This window comes from Streptomyces sp. NPDC005931 (genome assembly GCF_042871235.1).
GTDB lineage: Bacteria > Actinomycetota > Actinomycetes > Streptomycetales > Streptomycetaceae > Streptomyces.
The window spans coordinates 173,992-191,618 of record NZ_JBIAIG010000006.1 but is presented as its reverse complement, the minus strand read 5'-3'; the positions used below and the strand labels follow the sequence as shown (position 1 = coordinate 191,618).

Below are 17,627 nucleotides of genomic sequence, written 5' to 3'. Positions count from 1 at the left end.
GGGTGCGGGGGCGGGCGTGGCCCGGCCCGTGCGGCCCGCGGGGATGTGACAGTCGCGCAGGTGGTCAGGAGAACATCGCACGTGGCCGGGCATTTCTCGTACGGGTCGCCGGGGGGCCGGTCCGCGCGAGGTCGGGCTTGCGGCGCGGCGGCGGGCAATCCGGCGTCCACGGAATCGGGAATGCGGCGCACAGGTGGTCAGGAAACGAGAAGCGCGGGCCGCCCGGCCGCCGCTAGCGTGGCCGTCACGGACCGGTGCCGCAGCGGTCCCGCCCCAGACGATGGAGACACGATGAGCATGGCCCCGAGGACGGGCGCGCAGTCCCCCGCGCCGCACGCCGCCGACCGTCACGACCTGATCCGCGTGCTCGGCGCCCGCGAGAACAACCTCAAGGACGTCAGCATCGAGATCCCGAAGCGGCGCCTGACGGTGTTCACCGGTGTCTCGGGCTCCGGCAAGAGCTCACTGGTGTTCGACACGATCGCCGCGGAGTCGCAGCGGCTCATCAACGAGACCTACAGCGCCTTCCTGCAGGGCTTCATGCCCAGCCCGGCGCGTCCCGAGGTCGACGTCCTGGACGGCCTGACGACCGCGATCAGCGTCGACCAGCAGCGGATGGGCGGCGATCCGCGCTCCACGGTCGGCACCGCCACCGACGCCAACGCGATGCTGCGCATCCTCTTCAGCCGGCTGGGCGAGCCGCACATCGGCCCGCCCAGCGCATACTCCTTCAACACGGCCTCGGTCCGGGCGAGCGGTGCGATCACCGTCGAGCGGGGGGCAAGGACCAAGGCACAGAAGGCGACCTTCGAGCGCACCGGCGGCATGTGCCCGCACTGCGAGGGCCGGGGCACGGTCTCCGACGTCGACCTCACCCAGCTCTACGACGATGCGAAGTCGCTCAGCGAGGGCGCGTTCACCATTCCCGGCTGGAGGTCCGACAGCCAGTGGACGGTGCAGGTCTACGCCCAGTCCGGGTTCGTCGACCCGGACAAGCCGATCCGCGAGTACACCGAGAAGGAGATGCGGGCCTTCCTCTACGGGGAGCCGGTCAAGGTCAAGGTCAACGGCGTCAACCTCACCTACGAGGGTCTGATCCCCAAGATCCAGAAGTCGTTCCTGTCCAAGGACAAGGAGGCGATGCAGCCGCACGTACGGGCCTTCGTGGAGCGGGCGGTCACCTTCACCACCTGCCCCGAGTGCGACGGCACCCGGCTCGGCGAGGGGGCCCGGTCGTCGAAGATCGAGGGAATCAGCATCGCCGACGCGTGCGCCATGGAGATCCGTGACCTGGCGGAGTGGGTGCGCGGCCTGGCCGACCCGTCGGTGGCGCCGCTGCTCACCGCGCTGCGGCAGACCCTCGACTCGTTCGTGGAGATCGGGCTGGGCTATCTGGCGCTCGACCGTCCGGCGGGCACGCTCTCGGGCGGCGAGGCGCAGCGCGTCAAGATGATCCGTCACCTGGGCTCCGCGCTCACCGACGTCACCTACGTCTTCGACGAGCCCACCATCGGTCTGCACCCCCACGACATCCAGCGGATGAACGACCTGCTGCTGCGGCTGCGGGACAAGGGGAACACGGTCCTGGTCGTGGAGCACAAGCCGGAGGTCATCGCGATCGCCGACCACGTCGTCGACCTCGGGCCCGGCGCCGGCACGGAGGGCGGCACCGTCTGCTTCGAGGGCACCGTAGAGGGGCTGCGGGGCGCGGACACCGTCACCGGCCGCCACCTCGGCGACCGGGCGGCGCTCAAGGACTCGGTGCGCAGGCCCACCGGGACGCTGGAGATCCGCGGCGCGGCGACGCACAACCTGCGCGACGTCGACGTCGACATCCCGCTCGGGGTGCTCTGCGTGGTCACCGGAGTGGCGGGCTCCGGCAAGAGTTCGCTGGTGCACGGGTCGATCCCGGCCGGCTCGGGAGTGGTGTCGGTGGACCAGGCGCCGATCCGCGGGTCCCGGCGCAGCAACCCGGCGACGTACACGGGACTGCTCGACCCGATCCGCAAGGCGTTCGCCCGGGCCAACGGGGTGAAGCCGGCCCTGTTCAGCGCCAACTCGGAGGGGGCCTGCCCCACGTGCAACGGCGCCGGCGTCCTCTACGTCGACCTCGGGATGATGGCCGGCGTTGACACGCCCTGCGAGGACTGCGAGGGCCGGCGGTTCCAGGCATCGGTCCTGGAGTACCGCCTGGGCGGGCGCGACATCAGCGAGGTGCTCGCGATGTCGGTGACGGAGGCCGAGGAGTTCTTCCGTACCGGGGAGGCCGCCGCACCGGCCGCGCACCGCGTCCTCGACCGGCTCGCCGACGTCGGGCTCGGCTACCTCACCCTGGGCCAGCCGCTGACCACGCTGTCCGGCGGCGAGCGGCAGCGGCTGAAGCTGGCCGTGCACATGGCCGACAAGGGCGGGGTGTACGTCCTCGACGAGCCGACCGCCGGCCTGCACCTCGCCGACGTCGAGCAGTTGCTCGCCCTGCTCGACCGGTTGGTGGACGCGGGCAAGTCCGTCATCGTCGTCGAGCACCACCAGGCGGTCATGGCGCACGCCGACTGGATCATCGACCTCGGCCCCGGCGCCGGCCACGACGGCGGCCGGATCGTCTTCGAGGGCACGCCCGCCGACCTGGTCGCCACCCGCTCCACCCTTACCGGCGAGCATCTCGCGGCGTACGTCGGCGACTGACCCGTCGGCGGCCGACCGCGGCAGCGGCGGACGGCGCCGGGCCGTCCGCCGGGCTCCGCCCACCGGCCGCGACCGCCGCCCGCCGGTCCGCCCGGGCGGGAAGAAGTGCATCAGCCCGGGCCCGGCGCCGCCGTCCACATCGTGCCGCGTGCTTCGTACTCGAGCATCTGCTCCAAGCAGATCGCGGCGTCGGCCCCGAGTTCGCGGCGGGCGAGCCACAGAGCGAGGTCCAGGCCCGAGGTGACACCGCCCGCGGTGACCAGGTCGCCGTCGTCGACCACCCGGCCGGGTGTCACGACCACGCCCTGGCGTTCGAGGTCGGCGCGGGCTCTGTGGTGCGTGGTGCAGGGGCGCCCCCGGGTCATGACGCCGGTGCAGAGCGCGCCGACGGTCAGTCCCGGGCGGGCCGCTTCGGCCGGCGCCCGGGGAAGGATGCCGCGCCGGATCTCGGCCCACACACCTGGTTCCTCACGGCGCGCGTAGCCGCACCGGGGACGACGAGCAGGTCGGCGTCATCCAGGGACCAGCGGTGGTCGACGCGCACCCTGCTGCCGTAGGCGGCCGTGACGGACCGGGGGCCGTCCACGGTGACGTAGCGGACCCTCACCTCCCGTTCGGTGAAGTGGCCCGCGGCCGACAGCGCCTCGTAGGGCGCGGCGAAGTCGAGTTCCTCGACACCGTCGAAGAGGATCACGGGGACCCGCAGCGGGCCGTCGGCGCCGGGCGGGGCGGAGACCCCCGCGGGACGCGCGGAGGGCGCCGCGGCGGCGCGGCCGGCCGTGGTGGCCGAGAGGGCCGCGGCACCGAGCGCACCGGTGGTGCTCAGCAGGGTTCGGCGTCTCAACTCGGCGCTCCTGGCTTCTTCCCGGACACGGACCGGTCGCCCCAGCGTGCGGTGTCGGTCATGGCCTCCAACCGGGTCCGGTGGGGCGGTGTGGACCGCTCCCGCAAAAGTTCGGCAGCGAGGGAGAACGGCGGGGCCTTCGGCGGACGGCGCCGGGCCTGGGCGACGATCTCGTCGACGATGGTGGTGGCCATGGACAGCCGCGGGTACGCGGCATGGATGGCCCTGCCGGCCGCGTCGCTGACGCATTCCGTCCCGATGCCGAAGTCCATGCCGGTGCCCAGGTGCACCAGGGCGCACAGGGTGCTGCGGGCCTCGGCGATGCCGGGCGAGGTGTGCAGGGCGATGGCCTCCCACACGGCGTCGACGTCGGCCGCGGGCAGCCCGTGCCCGGTGAGGAACCCGGCGGCCAGGTCTGCGCCCTCGACCTCGAACCGCCGGTCGCTCTCACCGCCCGCCCGCGTCAGGCCGAGGTCGTGCAGGACGCAGGCGACGAAGAGCAGTTCGGGATCGTAGTCGCGGCCCGCCTCGGCCCCCTGGTGGTCCGCGCGGAGACGGGCGAACAGGGCACTGCGGACACTGTGGTTGGCGGTGGCGGCGGACTCTGTCTTCTGCGCCAGCGCGAGCGCCTCACGGGCCATGGGGGTGTCGGGGAGCGGCGGAACGCCGCTTGCCAGCAGCTCATTCATGGTCTCCATGCTCGGCGGGAGCGTCGGTGCACAACAGTGGCAGAATGGCCACCGTGCGAAAGGATGCTGCCGCAGGGGCAGTTGGGGATCGCGAGGGGGGCGCCGCGCCGCACCGGGTGGCGGTCGTGGTGACGGACGGTGTGCTCCCCCTGGACCTGGGCATCCCGGCCCAGGTCTTCATCGCCGTCCCGGGGCGGGCGTACGAGCTGACGCTGTGCGGACGGTCGGCGGGGCCGGTCGCGACGGCGGCGGGGTTCACCATGACGGTGACGTCCGGGCTGGAGGCGGTGCGCTGCGCCCATACGGTTGTGGTCCCGGGATACGCACCGCACCGTCAGGAGGTTCCGGCGGCCGTGCTGGACGCGCTGGCCGGGGCCCACGCCGAGGGCCGGCGGCTGGTCTCCATCTGCACCGGGGCCTTCGCGCTGGCCGCGGCAGGTGTCCTGGACGGCCGCAGGGCCACCACCCACTGGTTGTACGCCGACGAACTGGCGGCGCGGTATCCGGCGGTGTCGGTGGATCCCCGGGTGCTCTACGTGGACGAGGGGCAGGTGCTGACCTCGGCCGGTGTGGCGGCGGGTATCGACCTGTGCCTGCACCTGGTCCGCCGTGACCTGGGGGCGCGGACCGCCAACCAGGTCGCGCGCACCCTGGTCAGCGCGCCGCACCGCGACGGTGGCCAGGCGCAGTACATCAGGCGCCCGTTGCCCGCCGACGCGGGCGGCACGACCCTCGCGCCCACCCGGGCGTGGGCGCTGGACCGTCTGCATGAACCGCTGACGGTGCCTCGACTGGCCGCGCACGCCCACATGGCGCCGCGCACCTTCGCCCGGCACTTCGTCGCCGAGACCGGCACCACGCCGCTGCGCTGGCTGCTCGCCGCCCGGCTCGACCGGGCCCGCGAACTCCTGGAGAGCACGTGCCTGGGTATCGACCAGGTGGCCGAACGGTGTGGTCTGGGCACCCCGTCCAACCTGCGGCTGCACTTCCGGCGGGCCCTGAAGACCACACCGACGGCCTACCGGGCGGCGTTCGCAGCGGTGCCGGGAGAGAGGCCGGGCGACCAGCGGGGCTGAGGGAGGTCCCCGCCGTCGGTGGACGACCGGACGGCGTCCCGGACGAGGCGGTCAGTCGAAGTACGACTGGAGTGTTCCGCGGCGCCGGATGTCGAGGGTCGCGCAGTGGAAGGAGCCGCCGAACGGCGCGTAGTGCAGCAGGTCGCACGGAATCGGTTCGAAGCCCCACCGCTCGAGTGCGCGCAGCATGTCCGTGTGGTGCCGCTCCGCGATCACCCGCTTCTCGTCGATCATGAGCACGTTCATGCTGAGCCATTTGCCGCACATCGAGGTGACCCTGAGCGCGGGCTCCCTGATCGGATTGGGCTCCGGGGCGACCAGGACGTCCCACGCGCGCAGGATTTCGGGCAGCCGGCCGACGTCGATGTACTCGGGATTGACCAGGACCTTGCCGGGCGCGAGCGGCATGAACGTCGTGTCGATGTGCATGGGCGTGCGGCATCGGCTCTCGATCTCGTGGATGCGGTAGCCGGGGCCCAGATGGCGGCGCAGCCATTCGACGCCCATGCGGTTGGTGACGTTGCTGCGGGTGACGAACAGGTCCCGGCCGGCCCGCACGAAATCCGCGGCGTCGAAGACCGGCTCGAACTCGGTGAGGATGTGGCGCATGGGCTCACCCTCCCGAGGGATGCGGAAGTCCTTCTCGAAGAGCTCGTCGGTGAGCTGTGGCCTGGGTGCGGCGGTCCAGCGGGCGCCGCGCCGGAAGTAGTCCTTGAGGATCGGCCGGTAGGAGTGGGTCTCGAAGTACCGGCAGGGCCAGGCCATCGGTGTTTCGATGACCTCGTCGCCGATCACCAGCATGCTGTCGCGCGGACAGGTGTTGCAGAATCCCCGGGACGACCAGTCGGGCGTGGCGAAGCGCCGCCGGTGGTCGGCCGCCTCCGGGCGTCTGACCGTGACGCCGAGGGACTGCAGCAGGGCGACGAACCGATCGAGTTCCTCCTGCGCCCGCTCGACCAGCACGCGCGGGTACCGCAGGCCGGCGGCGAGTCCCTGGAGGCGTGCTGCCCAGGGCGGGATGTTGCAGGTCACGACCGGATGGTCGGAAGGAATCGTCGCTCCGTCGAGACGCCCGACGACGATCTCCTCCAGCGGGTCCCACTCGTTGTGGGAGTTCACCGGCGGGACAACGGGCCGGGTGGCGTCGTCCGCCACCACCGGCACGGTTCCAGGACCCTGCACTACCGCCATGCTCAGCCGCCTCTGATCGCGGTGGTCGGTGACTCGTACAGCGCTGTGAGGACTCGCCCGAGCCCTCATCCACTCATTCGGGTGCCCCCGGAGTGACGGGACCAATCGGCTCGGCGATCCCCGGGCCCTCCCGCACCTCGAAGCCGCCCCGCCCGTCCCACCGGACTTCCCGCACGGTGTCGAAGCCGTCCGTGGGCGTGGGTGCGCGCAGCCGTCCCAGGGTGGCCAGGACGCCGACGGTCGGCACCCGCTCGCGGCCCCCGCGGGCGGCGTTGCGCCGGAGCGAGCCGTCCACGTCCGGCGGGAACCAGTACGCCGTCACCGTCGCGCCGTGGGCCCGGGCCAGTTCCACCAGCGGTGCCCACTCCGCGGGCGACGGGTTGGTGTTGTCCACGGCCACGGACCGCCCGGCTGCGAGGTGTTGGGCCACCAGCCCCAGCTGGCGCCGCTGCTTGGTGCGGGCGCCCCGGGGGAACAGGTCCTTGCTGACCAGCTCGTACCGGCCGGCCAGGCACCGCTCGTAGAAGGTGGACTTCCCGGACGCCTGGAGCCCGACGAACACGGCCAGGTCCACTGCTGTCGCCATACCCGCCACGGTGGCATGCCGTCGCCGGACGGGCGAACCCGCCGCGGCGACGCGTCACAGGACCGCGGGTACCGCGTCGCGACCGGCGGCCAGGCGGGCGCTCTGCCCGTGTCCGCAGTGCACGATCCGGTCGCCGAGGCCGGCCTTCTCCGCCTCGGTGAGGAACGCGGACAGCGGCGAGCGCATCACCGTGTAGTCGTGGTAGTGCACCGGGAGGACGTGCCGGGGGTCCAGGCGCCGGGTGAGTTCCGTGCCCTGGGCGCCGTCCATGGTCACCACGAGGCCGCCGGGGAGCCGGGTGCCGCCCAGATGGAGGACGGCGAGGTCGGCGCCCGGGAAACGCCGGGCGATCTCGTCGAGACCGTCGTACACCAGGGTGTCGCCCGAGACGTACAGCCGCAGGCGGACCGGTCCTCCCGCGGGGCCGAATTCGAGCATGCTGCCCATCACCGGCGGCAGCAGCCCGCGCACAAGGGCGTGTCCGGCGTGCCGGCCCGGCAGGGCGGTGACCGTGACCTGGCCGGCGCCGTGCCGCACCGTGAGCCCGCGCCAGGTGCGCAGGCCCGCCGTGTGGCGGAATCCGTGCACGACCCTCAGACGCCGGGCCGCGTGCGGCGTGGTGAGAACAGGCACCGTGGGGTCGAGGTGCCGGCGGGCGCGGCGGTCCCAGTGGTCCCCGTGGAGGTGCGACAGCACGACGGCGTCGAGGGCGGGAAGGTCGCCGACGTCGACGGCCGGCTCCGTCAGGCGCCGGCTCAGCAGGCCGTGCCCGAGGTACGCGTACTGCCCCCGGTGCAGGAAGTTGGGGTCGGTGAGCAGTGTGAGCCCGCGGTACCGCAGCAGGACCGTGGCGTTGCCGATGAAGGTGAGGTCGAGGGCGTCGCCGTCCGTGCGGTCGCCCGCGGTGTGTGACATGGTCATTCGTCCCTCTTCCCGTGGGTTCGGTCGGCCCGGCCCGGCCGGGCGCCCGTGGTTCATCCCTCGACACCCGTGGCCGTGTGCGGGGCCCCGACGGGCTTGGACTCCGGTGATCCGCGTTGCCTCAGGTAGATCGACAGGACGGCCATGGAGGCCACGGCCAGGAGTTCGGACTGCCAGTTCTGCAGGGTGCGGTTCCAGAAGTCGGCGGAGGACGTGTAGTGGGCCCATGTGGTCGGCGCCTGGAGCCGGCGCAGCTGCTCCTCGTTGTGGGCGGCGACGCCGGTGATCGACTGGGCGAGCCAGGACAGCAGGAAGATGCCACCCATGGCCAGGCCCAGCGAACGGGAGTAGAGCGTCCCGCGCCAGTCCTTGTGCCGGGCCCAGCGCGGGGAATCGGGTGTGGCGTGGTCGCCGGCCATCTGGTCCTCGTCGGACTCGGGGCCGGACCTGCCGAGTTCCTTGGATTCCGGGGATCCGCGCTGCAGCAGCCAGACGGTGGCGAAGACGTACAGGAAGAACTGGAGGTACTCCGACTGCCAGTTCTCGGTGACGTCGACCGCGAAGTCCGACGACGTCAGATACGCGCCGAGGCCGACGGGAACGAGACCGTCGGCGACGAGCTGGTTGTTGAAGTCCGCGTGCCCGGACACGGCCTGACCCACGAGGGTGAGCAGGAACGTGGTCAGGAAGAACAGTCCCAGGCCGTTGTGGCGCAGGAACCGCCGCATCCGGTGGCGGTCCGGCGACGCGGCGCCGTTCCCCGCGGCCGGCCGCCCGGCAGGCGGTGCGGTGTTCATCGCTGCATCAGTCCCAGCGCCGTGAAGTACGCCAGACCGCAGAAGATCACCAGCAGAGTGCCGACGAACAGGGTCCGCATGGTCTCACCCGCCCTCACCCGCCCTTGAGCTCACACTGGTAGGGCCGTTCTGGGCGGGGCCGGCAGCCGGCGGCCGTCACCTTCCAGCCGGCCGGGAAGCGGGCCAGGAAGACGGTGTCCCGTTCCAGCACCACGCGTGCCTGGTCGCCGTAGACGTCCACGCCCCGTACCGCACCGCCCATGGGCAGCTCCTGCGCCTCGACCACCCCGCCGATCGCCTCACCGCAAGGGCTCCCGGCGGTCTGCTCCAGGTCCTCCCGGGTGGCCGGCGCCAGGGCCGCGCACAGCTGGTCGTACCGGCGGGCGCCCAGTGCCTCCTCGAACCGGGCGACCTCCCCGGTGACCTCGTCACGACGCTCGGGGAGCGTGTCGCAGGCACCGGCCGCGGCGACCACGAGCAGGGCCACCGCCGCAGTCCCGGCCGCGGCCGTCCGTCCCCGGGCGGTCCGGGGAGGGCGGCCGCCGGGCGGTCCCGGAAGTGCGGCCATCGCCGCCGCTATTCCCGCCCGTGGCGCCCGTCGTCGGCCGTGCCCCGCTGCCCACCGCGTTCGGTGTCCTCGACGCCCTCCAGGGGCTCGCCCGCCGCCGTTCCGCTCGGCGGCCCGTAGCCCTCCCGGGCGCTCGCCGTGCCGGGGACCGTACGTTCCCGCGCCTGGCTCTCGGCGCCGGAGTGGGCCCCCGGTTCCGCTTCGTCGCGTGCCCGTGCGTACGGGTCCCGGTGCTCGTCCGTTTCCTTGTGGCCGGTCATCCGTGGTTCCTCCGATCGGCGCGTGGGCTCTGCCGGGTTCCCCCTGCCGGGGGCGGAAAACGGCCGTGGAGGTGATCCGCCGGTTCCGGGTACCCGGGGCGCTGCCGGGCGGGGGCGTCCGGTCGACAGCGAGCCGAAGGAGCACGGAATGGGACCGCGGGATCAGGTGGTGGTGGTGACCGGGGCGTCCAGCGGGATCGGCCGGGCCACGGCCGAGGCCTTCGCGCGCAAGGGCTGCGCCGTGGTGCTGGCCGCGCGCCGGGAGGACGCGCTGCGCGCGGCCGCCGAGGAGTGCGAGCGGCACCGGGGCGCGCGAACGCTGGTCGTGCCGACGGACACCACCGACGCCGGGGCGGTCGAGGACCTGGCGCGGCGCGCCGTGCGGGAGTTCGGCCGGATCGACGTCTGGGTCAACAACGCGGCCGTCAACGCCTTCGGGCGGTTCGAGGACGTACCGCTGGAGGACTTCCGCAAGGTGCTGGACGTCAACGTGATGGGGTACGTCCACGGAGCCCGGTCGGCGCTGCGGGTGATGCGTGAGCAGGGTAGGGGCACGCTGGTCAACGTGTCGTCCATCGTCGGCGCCGTCACCCAGCCGTACAGCCACCCGTACAGCCTGTCCAAGCACGCCGTCCAGGGGCTCGGCTCCAGCCTGCGTCAGCAGCTGCGGGTGGAGGGGGTGGAGGACATCCACGTGTGCACGGTGATGCCCGCGACCGTCGACACCCCGCACTTCGAGCACGCGGCCAACTTCACCGGCCGGGAGGTCGTCGCCATGCCCCCGGTGTACAGCCCGGAGCGGGTGGCCCGGACGATCGTGAAGCTGGCGCGCCGTCCGCGGCGTGAGGTGGTGGTCGGCCCGGCGGGGCGTGCTCTGGTACGTCAGTCGCGGAGGGCACCGGCGCTCGCGGAACGGGCGATGGCACGGCAGACGGAGAAGACCCACCTGTCGCACGAGGAGGAGGCCCCGGCCACGCACGGCGCGGTGCACGTGCCGGCTCCCGGGGAGGGGTCCGTGCACGGCGGCTGGGGCGGCCGGCGGCGCACCGCGGTCCGCAGGACGGCTGTCGCCGCGGTGCTGGCGGGCGCAGTCGCGACGGCGAGGCACCGCACGGCCGGACGGGTGCGGACGGGACGTCACCCGGTGTGGGGCTGAGCGTCCACCGCGGAGCCCGCCTGCCCATGCCCCACCGCCGCACGCGCACCCTGCGCACCCACGCCCGACCACGTCCGCAGCCCTGCCGGCGAGCGCAACACCGGCGTGCCCGCCCCCCTGCCCCGGCCGGCCCTCGGTCCGCCCACCGCACCACCACCGAGCGCCACGCGTTGGTGCGTGGGGCCCGTCGCAGGCAGGATCGCGGGCCGGGGCTCGCGGGGCTGCCCGCCGCGGTCCGGCATGCGCCGTCGGCCACGCCCGCCCCGGAGCCCGAGGCCACGGTGGTGCCCGTTCGTCTGGTGGGAGTCGGCCGGTGGTGCGACGCTGGGGTGGAGAGGTGTCCGAGGACGGGAACCCGGGAGGGAGACCGATGGGACGGGACGTCCCGGCACTGGTCTTCACCCGAGAGGACCGCCGCCGCTACCGGATCAAGATGCAGGAGTGCCTCGACGCGTTCGCCCACATGCTGCGCGAGTCACGGTTCGAGGCCGAACGGCCCCAGGTGGGACTGGAGATCGAGCTCAACCTGGTCGACGACCGGGGTGAACCGGCGATGCGCAACAGCGACGTGCTGGAGGCCATCGCGGATCCGGCCTGGTCCACGGAGCTGGGCCGGTTCAACCTCGAGATCAACGTTCCGCCCCGTACGCTGACGGCCGGCGGCCCCGACGCCTGGGAGTCCGAGATCCGCGCCGCCCTGAACCACGCGGAGCAACGCGCCACGTCGGTCGGTGCCCATCTGATCATGACCGGCATCCTCCCCACCCTGCGGCAGGACCACGTCGGTGAGGCGGCGCTGTCGGAGAACCCGCGGTACCGGCTGCTCAACGACCAGATCTTCGCCGCCCGGGGCGAGGATCTGCGCATCGAGGTGGACGGCGTGGACCGCCTGCGGACCTACGCCGACACCATCACCCCGGAGGCGGCGTGCACCAGCACCCAGTTCCACCTCCAGGTGACCCCCGAGCAGTTCGCCGACTACTGGAACGCGGCGCAGGCCGTCGCCGGTGTCCAGGTCGCGCTGGCGGCCAACTCGCCGTTCCTGTTCGGCAAGGAGCTGTGGCACGAGACCCGCGTCCCGCTGTTCGAGCAGGCCACCGACACCCGCCCGGAGGAGATCAGGGTGCAGGGCGTGCGGCCGCGGGTGTGGTTCGGTGAGCGCTGGATCAACAGCGTGTTCGACCTCTTCGAGGAGAACCTGCGCTACTTCCCGGCCCTGCTCCCCCTGTGCGACGACCAGGATCCCCTGGAGACGCTGAGCCGCGGCGACATTCCCGAACTGGGGGAACTGACGCTGCACAACGGCACCATCTACCGCTGGAACCGCCCCGTCTACGCCATCGCCCACGACAGACCGCACGTCAGGATCGAGAACCGGGTGCTGCCCGCGGGCCCGACCGTCGCCGACACCCTCGCCAACGGCGCCTTCTACTACGGGCTCACCCGCGCCCTGGTGGAGGAGCAACGGCCGGTGTGGTCGCGGATGTCCTTCTCGGCCGCCGAGGAGAACCTGCACACCGCGGCCCGCCACGGCATCGAGGCCCTGCTCTACTGGCCCGGAATGGGCGAGGTGCCGGTGCCCGAACTGGTGCTGCGCCGACTGCTGCCGCTGGCGCACCGCGGGCTGGAGCACTCCGGCATGGACGAGGCGTGGCGGGAGCCGCTGCTCGGCATCATCGAGCAGAGGTGCGTCACCGCCCGCAACGGCGCCGTCTGGCAGAAGGAGATGTTCCACCACATCGACGGCATCGCGCACTGCGGCCGGCACGAGGCGCTGCGGCGGATGACGCAGCTGTACATCGACTACATGCACCTCAACGCCCCCGTCCACACGTGGCCCGTGGACTGACGCCCGCCACCGGACGGCGGGCGTCAGTCCACGGCCTTGCCCCGGGCGTGCGCCTGGCGCACGCTGGGGCGTATGGGCTCGAACCCCACGCTCATCACGTCGGTGCAGCGTGCCTTCCGGCTGCTGGAGGCGGTCGGCGCGCACCAGAACGGCGCGCCGGCCAAGCGGCTGGCGCGTGAGGCGGGGTTGCCCCTGGCCACCGCCTATCACCTGCTGCGCACGCTGGTCCACGACGGATACCTGCACAAGCTGGAGGACGGCGGGTTCGTCCTGGGCGACAAGGTGCATTCGCTGCACTCGGCCGGACACGGGCAGGCACTGCTCGGCCGGGTCCGGCCCGTGCTCGCCGCACTGCGCGACGAGCTGTCCACCGCCGCGTACCTCACGTTCTACCGGGACGGCGAGATCCGGGTCGCCGACATCCTCGACAGTGCCCGGGCGCCCCGTGTCGATCTCTGGGTGGGATTCGAGGACGCCGGGCACGCGACCGCGCTGGGCAAGTCCGTCCTGCGGGAGCTGGACGACGAGGCCCGCAAGGACTACCTCTCCCGCCACCCCCTCGCCGACCTCACGCCCCGGACGATCACCGCGCCCGGCGAGCTGCTCCGGCAGCTGGACTCCGCGCCCTCGGCGCCGGCCGTCATGGACCTCGAGGAGTACTCCCTCGGTACCGTCTGCGTCGCGGTACCCGTCTACAGCGGGCGCACGCTCGGCTCGCTCGGTGTGTCCCTGAGGGCCGACCGGGCCTCCCGCCTCGACGAGGTCCGGGCCCGGCTGCTCCCGGCAGCGAGCCGGGTGACACGGAACCTGTCACTCACTATCTGAAAATCCGACTCTTGTGACGGCTCCGCCGACCCTCTTTCCTGAACCCAAGCAGACATTTCAGGGAGCGCTCGCCGCGCAGAGGTGAAGGACTGCGGACGACACATGAGGCACGCCCGACAGCATGGTGGCGACCACTGGCCGACACGGACGTCGAGGAACAGGAGGGAAGGGGGGAAACACCAGGCGTCGTCGCCCCGGACCCGGACGGTCGCGCACCTGGCCGCGGCCACGCCCGCACTTCCCGTGCTGCTGGTCGTCCTCGTGGTGCTCGCGGACCTCGCCGGTGGCGCGGGAAAGATCTGGTTGCCCCTGCTGGCCGCGGGACCCGCCCTGGCGGCCGCCACCAGCCGTCCCGGTGGGGTCCTCGGTGTCGGTGGCCTCGCCGTGCTGCTGGGCGCGGCACTCGGTATTCGTCACGGTGAGCCGGCCGGTGAGCTCGCCGCAGTCCTGGCCGCCCTCGTGGCCGTCACCCTGGCGAGCGCGCTGGCCAGTGCCCTGCGGGGACGCCGGGAGCGGGTGCTCGCGGCCGTCCGCTCGGTCGCGGAGACCGCCCAGCACGCACTGCTGAAACCGGTCCCCTCCACCGTCGGCCCGTTCCAGGTGGCCGTCCACTACAGCGCCGCCGCCGCGGAGGCGCGGATCGGCGGTGATCTGTACGCGCTGATTCCGACGCCCCACGGGGTCAGGCTGATCGTCGGCGACGTGCGCGGCAAGGGACTGCCGGCCGTGGGGACCGCGGCGCTGGTCCTCGGTGTCTTCCGCGAGGCCGCGCACGACGAGCCCGATCTGCTGGCCGTGGTCGGCAGGATCGAGCGGAGCCTGGCACGCAATCTCGGGTACGACGACTTCGTCACCGCCGTGGTCGCCGGTTACCCCGAGCCCGGGCGCCTGGAGGTGGTCAACTGCGGACACGCGCCTCCGCTACTGGTGCGCGGCCTCGACGTCGTGCCCGTGGAGCCCACGCACCCCGCACCGCCGCTCGGCCTGCGCGCCCTCTCGAGCCAGGCCCCCAGCCTTCAGGTCCTGCCCTTCACCGACGACGACCAGTTGCTGCTCTACACCGACGGCGTCACCGAGGCCCGTGACCACGGCCGGGCGTTCTACCCGCTCGCCGAGGGCCTGTCCCGGCATCTGTGCGAGGATCCCGCCGTGACGCTCGCCGCGCTGCACCGGGAACTGCTGGCCCACGTCGGCGGCCGCCTGCACGACGACGCCGCCCTGCTCCTGCTCCGCAAGCCGCCGGCGGTGGAGGCGGCGGACCCGGTGGCGCCGCTCCCGGGGCCGCAGGCCACGGGCGCGGACGACGGGCGCCCGGCCACCCGGCGGGCCCCGCACGCCGCACCTCCCACCGACCACGTCCAGCGGATACGGGTCGTCGACGACCGGGAAGGCGCCGTTTGACCCGGCGGCGCTTGACCGGACGAGGACGCCCCCGGTCGCGCACGGGCACCATCCCGGGGTGGGACTTCCCCGCTCCGCTCGGGTCGGACCGCAGCCGTGTCAGGTGTGATCGCCGCCGGGGATGTCAGGCGGGCCCCCCGGGGGGTGGGCCTCGGCATGGAGCACGAGCAGGGCGATGTCGTCGGCGCGCGGACCGGCCGTGCAGGACTTGCTGAGCAACTCGTCGATGAGCGCCTCCAGGTCGCGGTCGTCGGCCCTGGCGAGATCACCGGCGAGGCGGTCGATGGCGTCGTCGAGATCGACGCCGGGGGTCTCGATCAGGCCGTCGGTGTAGAAGGCGAGCATCATGCCCGGGGTGAGGGGGATCCGCGTCACGGGAAAGTCCGCGTCGGAGTCGATGCCGAGGAGCGGTCCGGGCGGGACGTCCAGGGAGCGCGTGCCACGGCCCGGGAGGCGCAGCAGCGGGGGCGGGTGGCCCGCGCTGGCCAGGGTCACGCGTCGGCGGGCGAAGTCCAGGTGGGCGTAGAGGCAGCTGGTGAACAGGTCCGGGCCGAGATCGGTGAGGAGGCGGTTGGTGCCGGCGAGGACCTGGTCCGGGGGCGTGCCGAGGTTGGCGTGGGCGTGGACACCGGTGCGCACCTGCCCCATGAGGGCGGCGGCCGCCGCGTTGTGTCCCTGGACGTCGCCGATGACCGCGGCGACCGCGGCGTCACCGAGCCGGATGAGGTCGTAGAAGTCGCCACCGATGTCCATGCCCCGGGTGGCGGGCAAATAGCGGGCGGCGATCCGCAGACCGGGGACGGTGGGCAGCTCGCCGGGCAGCAGGGCCTGCTGGAGGCTGTGGACGAGTTCCTGCTTCGTGTCGTAGAGCCGGGCACGGTCCAGGGCCTGGGCGATGAGTCCGGCCAGTGACGTCAGGACCGCGCGCTCCTCGGCCGGGAAGTGGTGCGGCTTGTCGTAGGAGAGGATGCAGCAGCCGACCGGCCGTCCGGAGATGATCAGCGGAAGGAAGGCCCACGCCTTCTTGCCGCTGACGTGCGGGGCCTCCGGATAGATGCGCCGCATCTCCTCCGGCTCGGCGAAGAAGGCGGGGATGCCGCTGTTGAGGACGCGCCCGGCCGGGGTGAACGTGGTGTCCAGGGGGAGGCCGTCCAGGCGGTCGATGGCGTGGGGCGGGTAGCCGCGGTAGCCGGTGATCCGCAGCCGTCCGCCCTCGGCGCTGGACAGGACCAGGCCCTCGGCGCCGAAGGCGGGCATGACCTGGTCGGCGATCAGGTTGATGACGTCCTGGACACCGACGACCTCGGTCAGTGCCGCGGCCAGGTGCGTGAGCTGGTACAGCTGCCCCGCGCGGGCCGGGGCCACGGTGCTCGTCGAGTGGTGGGGCGCCGGTGCGGGGGGAGCCGGGGTGCCGCTGGGCACGATGCGGACGCTGATGCCACTGGCGTCCGGGTACAGGTGGAAGTCCAGCCACCGGTCCGGCGGGCGACAGGCGGTGAAGGCGACCGGCCCCCGGCTGATGACGGCGGCACGGTAGCGGTCCTCATAGGTGGGGTCGTCCATCCAGCGCAGGGACTGCCAGGGCAGCGTGCCCAGCAGGTGCTCGGCGTCACGTCCCAGCAGTTCACAGGCGCCGGAGCTGACGTAGGTGAAGCGTCCCTCCAGGTCCAGGGCGCAGCTGCCGCCGGGCAGACGCTCGACGAAGTCGGCGGCGGCCGACTCCGGGCTCGTGGTGCGGTGGCCGGCGTCGATGCGGACGACCCGCGGCCGGTCACCGGGGACCGGTGACCAGCTCCTGCTCTCCACCGCCTCCTCGATGAGCCGGGCCAGCCGCCGGCAGCTGGAGAGGATGTTGCCGCGTTCCCGCGGGGTCATCACGGAAGGGCGGGCGTCGGCGTTCCACATCAGCAGCAGGGCGCCCCACGGCCGGGTGCCGGTGACCGGGGCGGCGGCCAGCGCCAGGGAGTACGGAAGCGCCGCGGCGGTCCGGGGGTAGGAGTGGGCCATCTCCCCCTGGTTGCCGACCCACACGACGCGCTCCTCGCGCACCGCGTCGGCCACCGGCGCGGGGGCCCCCAGGGCGACCCTGGACCAGGGCGCGGCGAGCTCGGCCGGCGCGCCGCACAGCACGTCCAGCACCAGCAGTGACTCGGCGGGGGCGAGCAGGTACAGGGCACCGACCGCCGCGCCGGTCCGGCGCACCGTCTCCGCGAACGCGGCGTCCAGCTCGTCGGCGCCGGCGGCCGGGCCACCCGTGCCGGTCACGAGGCACCTCCTGCGTCACAGAGGGAAGGGTCCCGGACGGCGGTGCCGTCCCCTCTTCCCGTCGAGGTTCTCAGTGAACCCGCCCCATCGCGGGCGCACGGTTCGCTGATAGGGGGACGTTACCGCCGTGGCGCACGATCGGCATGACGTACGGCCACTGCGGGGTGGAAGGCCACTCCCGGGCGGTGGAACGGGGGCGGGCCGGGGGCCGGGGGGTCGGCCTGGACGGGGCGGAGCCCCGGTCCCCCGTACGGGCGCGGGAGACGGGGCTCGGCGGATGGAGCGTTGGGCAGGCCTCGCACCTGCATCTCCCCGCGGGGAGCGGGGCGTCTTGCCTTGGACCACCAACGCGCGGCCCGCCGGACCGCGTGCGGCGGGCTCGGGATCGACGTTAGCGCCGTCCCCGGGCGGGCGCGCGTCGGCGTACGCCACCGGGGGTACGCCCACCCGCGCGACGATCCGGGGTCGCGTTGCGCGGGTCCTCGGAGTCGGGCGCGCAGTTCGTCTTCGGTTC

Annotated in this window: 16 protein-coding genes; 6 read left to right on the top strand and 10 right to left on the bottom strand. The window is 73.1% G+C overall.

What is annotated here, in order from left to right:
• Window positions 1-291: 291 nt before the first annotated feature.
• Window positions 292-2,685 (top strand): ATP-binding cassette domain-containing protein, encoded by a 2,394-nt coding sequence (locus ACFYOV_RS16865; RefSeq protein ID WP_389088289.1) that lies wholly within the window; start codon window positions 292-294, stop codon window positions 2,683-2,685.
• 110 nt (window positions 2,686-2,795) lie between these two features.
• On the opposite strand, the gene ACFYOV_RS16860 is transcribed toward ACFYOV_RS16865, so the two are convergent.
• Genes ACFYOV_RS16860 through ACFYOV_RS16850 form a run of 3 tightly spaced genes read right to left on the bottom strand, consistent with a single transcriptional unit; the run spans window position 2,796 to window position 4,227 of the window.
• Window positions 2,796-3,050: a hypothetical protein gene (locus ACFYOV_RS16860; RefSeq protein ID WP_389088287.1), complete on the bottom strand. Its 255-nt coding sequence runs from the start codon at window positions 3,048-3,050 to the stop codon at window positions 2,796-2,798.
• 26 nt (window positions 3,051-3,076) lie between these two features.
• The gene (locus tag ACFYOV_RS16855; protein ID WP_389088284.1) at window positions 3,077-3,529 is read right to left on the bottom strand and encodes a DJ-1/PfpI family protein; all 453 of its coding nucleotides are present in this window, start codon (window positions 3,527-3,529) and stop codon (window positions 3,077-3,079) included.
• Window positions 3,526-4,227, bottom strand: a complete 702-nt coding sequence (locus ACFYOV_RS16850) for an HD domain-containing protein (protein WP_389088282.1) — start codon at window positions 4,225-4,227, stop codon at window positions 3,526-3,528. The genes ACFYOV_RS16855 and ACFYOV_RS16850 overlap by 4 nt, the downstream gene beginning before the upstream one ends.
• 107 nt (window positions 4,228-4,334) lie before the next feature.
• On the opposite strand from ACFYOV_RS16850, the gene ACFYOV_RS16845 reads away from it, so the two are divergent.
• On the top strand, window positions 4,335-5,294 hold the full coding sequence (locus ACFYOV_RS16845) for a GlxA family transcriptional regulator (protein WP_389088742.1): 960 nt from the start codon (window positions 4,335-4,337) through the stop codon (window positions 5,292-5,294).
• Window positions 5,295-5,345: 51 nt separating this feature from the next.
• Here the strand turns inward: ACFYOV_RS16845 and ACFYOV_RS16840 are convergent, their stop codons facing one another.
• The 6 genes from ACFYOV_RS16840 to ACFYOV_RS16815 form a co-directional block, all read right to left on the bottom strand.
• Window positions 5,346-6,485, bottom strand: a complete 1,140-nt coding sequence (locus ACFYOV_RS16840) for an amidinotransferase (protein WP_389088279.1) — start codon at window positions 6,483-6,485, stop codon at window positions 5,346-5,348.
• 73 nt (window positions 6,486-6,558) lie between these two features.
• Entirely contained in the window at window positions 6,559-7,071 is a 513-nt protein-coding gene (locus ACFYOV_RS16835) for an AAA family ATPase (protein ID WP_389088277.1), read from the bottom strand.
• Window positions 7,072-7,125: 54 nt separating this feature from the next.
• A complete protein-coding gene (locus ACFYOV_RS16830; RefSeq protein ID WP_389088274.1) occupies window positions 7,126-7,992 on the bottom strand; it encodes an MBL fold metallo-hydrolase in 867 nt (288 codons plus the stop codon).
• A 53-nt stretch (window positions 7,993-8,045) separates the two neighbouring features.
• A complete protein-coding gene (locus ACFYOV_RS16825) occupies window positions 8,046-8,720 on the bottom strand; it encodes a DUF6766 family protein (RefSeq protein WP_389088740.1) in 675 nt (224 codons plus the stop codon).
• Window positions 8,721-8,883: 163 nt separating this feature from the next.
• Window positions 8,884-9,276, bottom strand: coding sequence for a hypothetical protein (locus ACFYOV_RS16820; RefSeq protein ID WP_389088272.1), 393 nt, complete (start codon window positions 9,274-9,276; stop codon window positions 8,884-8,886).
• Window positions 9,277-9,365: 89 nt separating this feature from the next.
• The gene (locus tag ACFYOV_RS16815) at window positions 9,366-9,617 is read right to left on the bottom strand and encodes a hypothetical protein (RefSeq protein WP_389088269.1); all 252 of its coding nucleotides are present in this window, start codon (window positions 9,615-9,617) and stop codon (window positions 9,366-9,368) included.
• A gap of 148 nt (window positions 9,618-9,765) precedes the next feature.
• Here ACFYOV_RS16815 and ACFYOV_RS16810 point away from each other — a divergent pair, with 148 nt between their 5' ends.
• The 4 genes from ACFYOV_RS16810 (at window position 9,766) to ACFYOV_RS16795 (ending at window position 14,848) form a co-directional block, all read left to right on the top strand.
• Entirely contained in the window at window positions 9,766-10,773 is a 1,008-nt protein-coding gene (locus ACFYOV_RS16810; RefSeq protein ID WP_389088267.1) for an SDR family oxidoreductase, read from the top strand.
• 370 nt (window positions 10,774-11,143) lie between these two features.
• On the top strand, window positions 11,144-12,622 hold the full coding sequence (locus ACFYOV_RS16805) for a glutamate-cysteine ligase family protein (protein ID WP_389088264.1): 1,479 nt from the start codon (window positions 11,144-11,146) through the stop codon (window positions 12,620-12,622).
• Between the two features lie 72 nt (window positions 12,623-12,694).
• A complete protein-coding gene (locus tag ACFYOV_RS16800; RefSeq protein WP_389088262.1) occupies window positions 12,695-13,447 on the top strand; it encodes an IclR family transcriptional regulator in 753 nt (250 codons plus the stop codon).
• Between the two features lie 102 nt (window positions 13,448-13,549).
• A complete protein-coding gene (locus ACFYOV_RS16795; protein ID WP_389088259.1) occupies window positions 13,550-14,848 on the top strand; it encodes a PP2C family protein-serine/threonine phosphatase in 1,299 nt (432 codons plus the stop codon).
• Window positions 14,849-14,947: 99 nt separating this feature from the next.
• Here the strand turns inward: ACFYOV_RS16795 and ACFYOV_RS16790 are convergent, their stop codons facing one another.
• Window positions 14,948-17,113 (bottom strand): SpoIIE family protein phosphatase, encoded by a 2,166-nt coding sequence (locus ACFYOV_RS16790; protein ID WP_389088257.1) that lies wholly within the window; start codon window positions 17,111-17,113, stop codon window positions 14,948-14,950.
• Window positions 17,114-17,627: the final 514 nt, after the last annotated feature.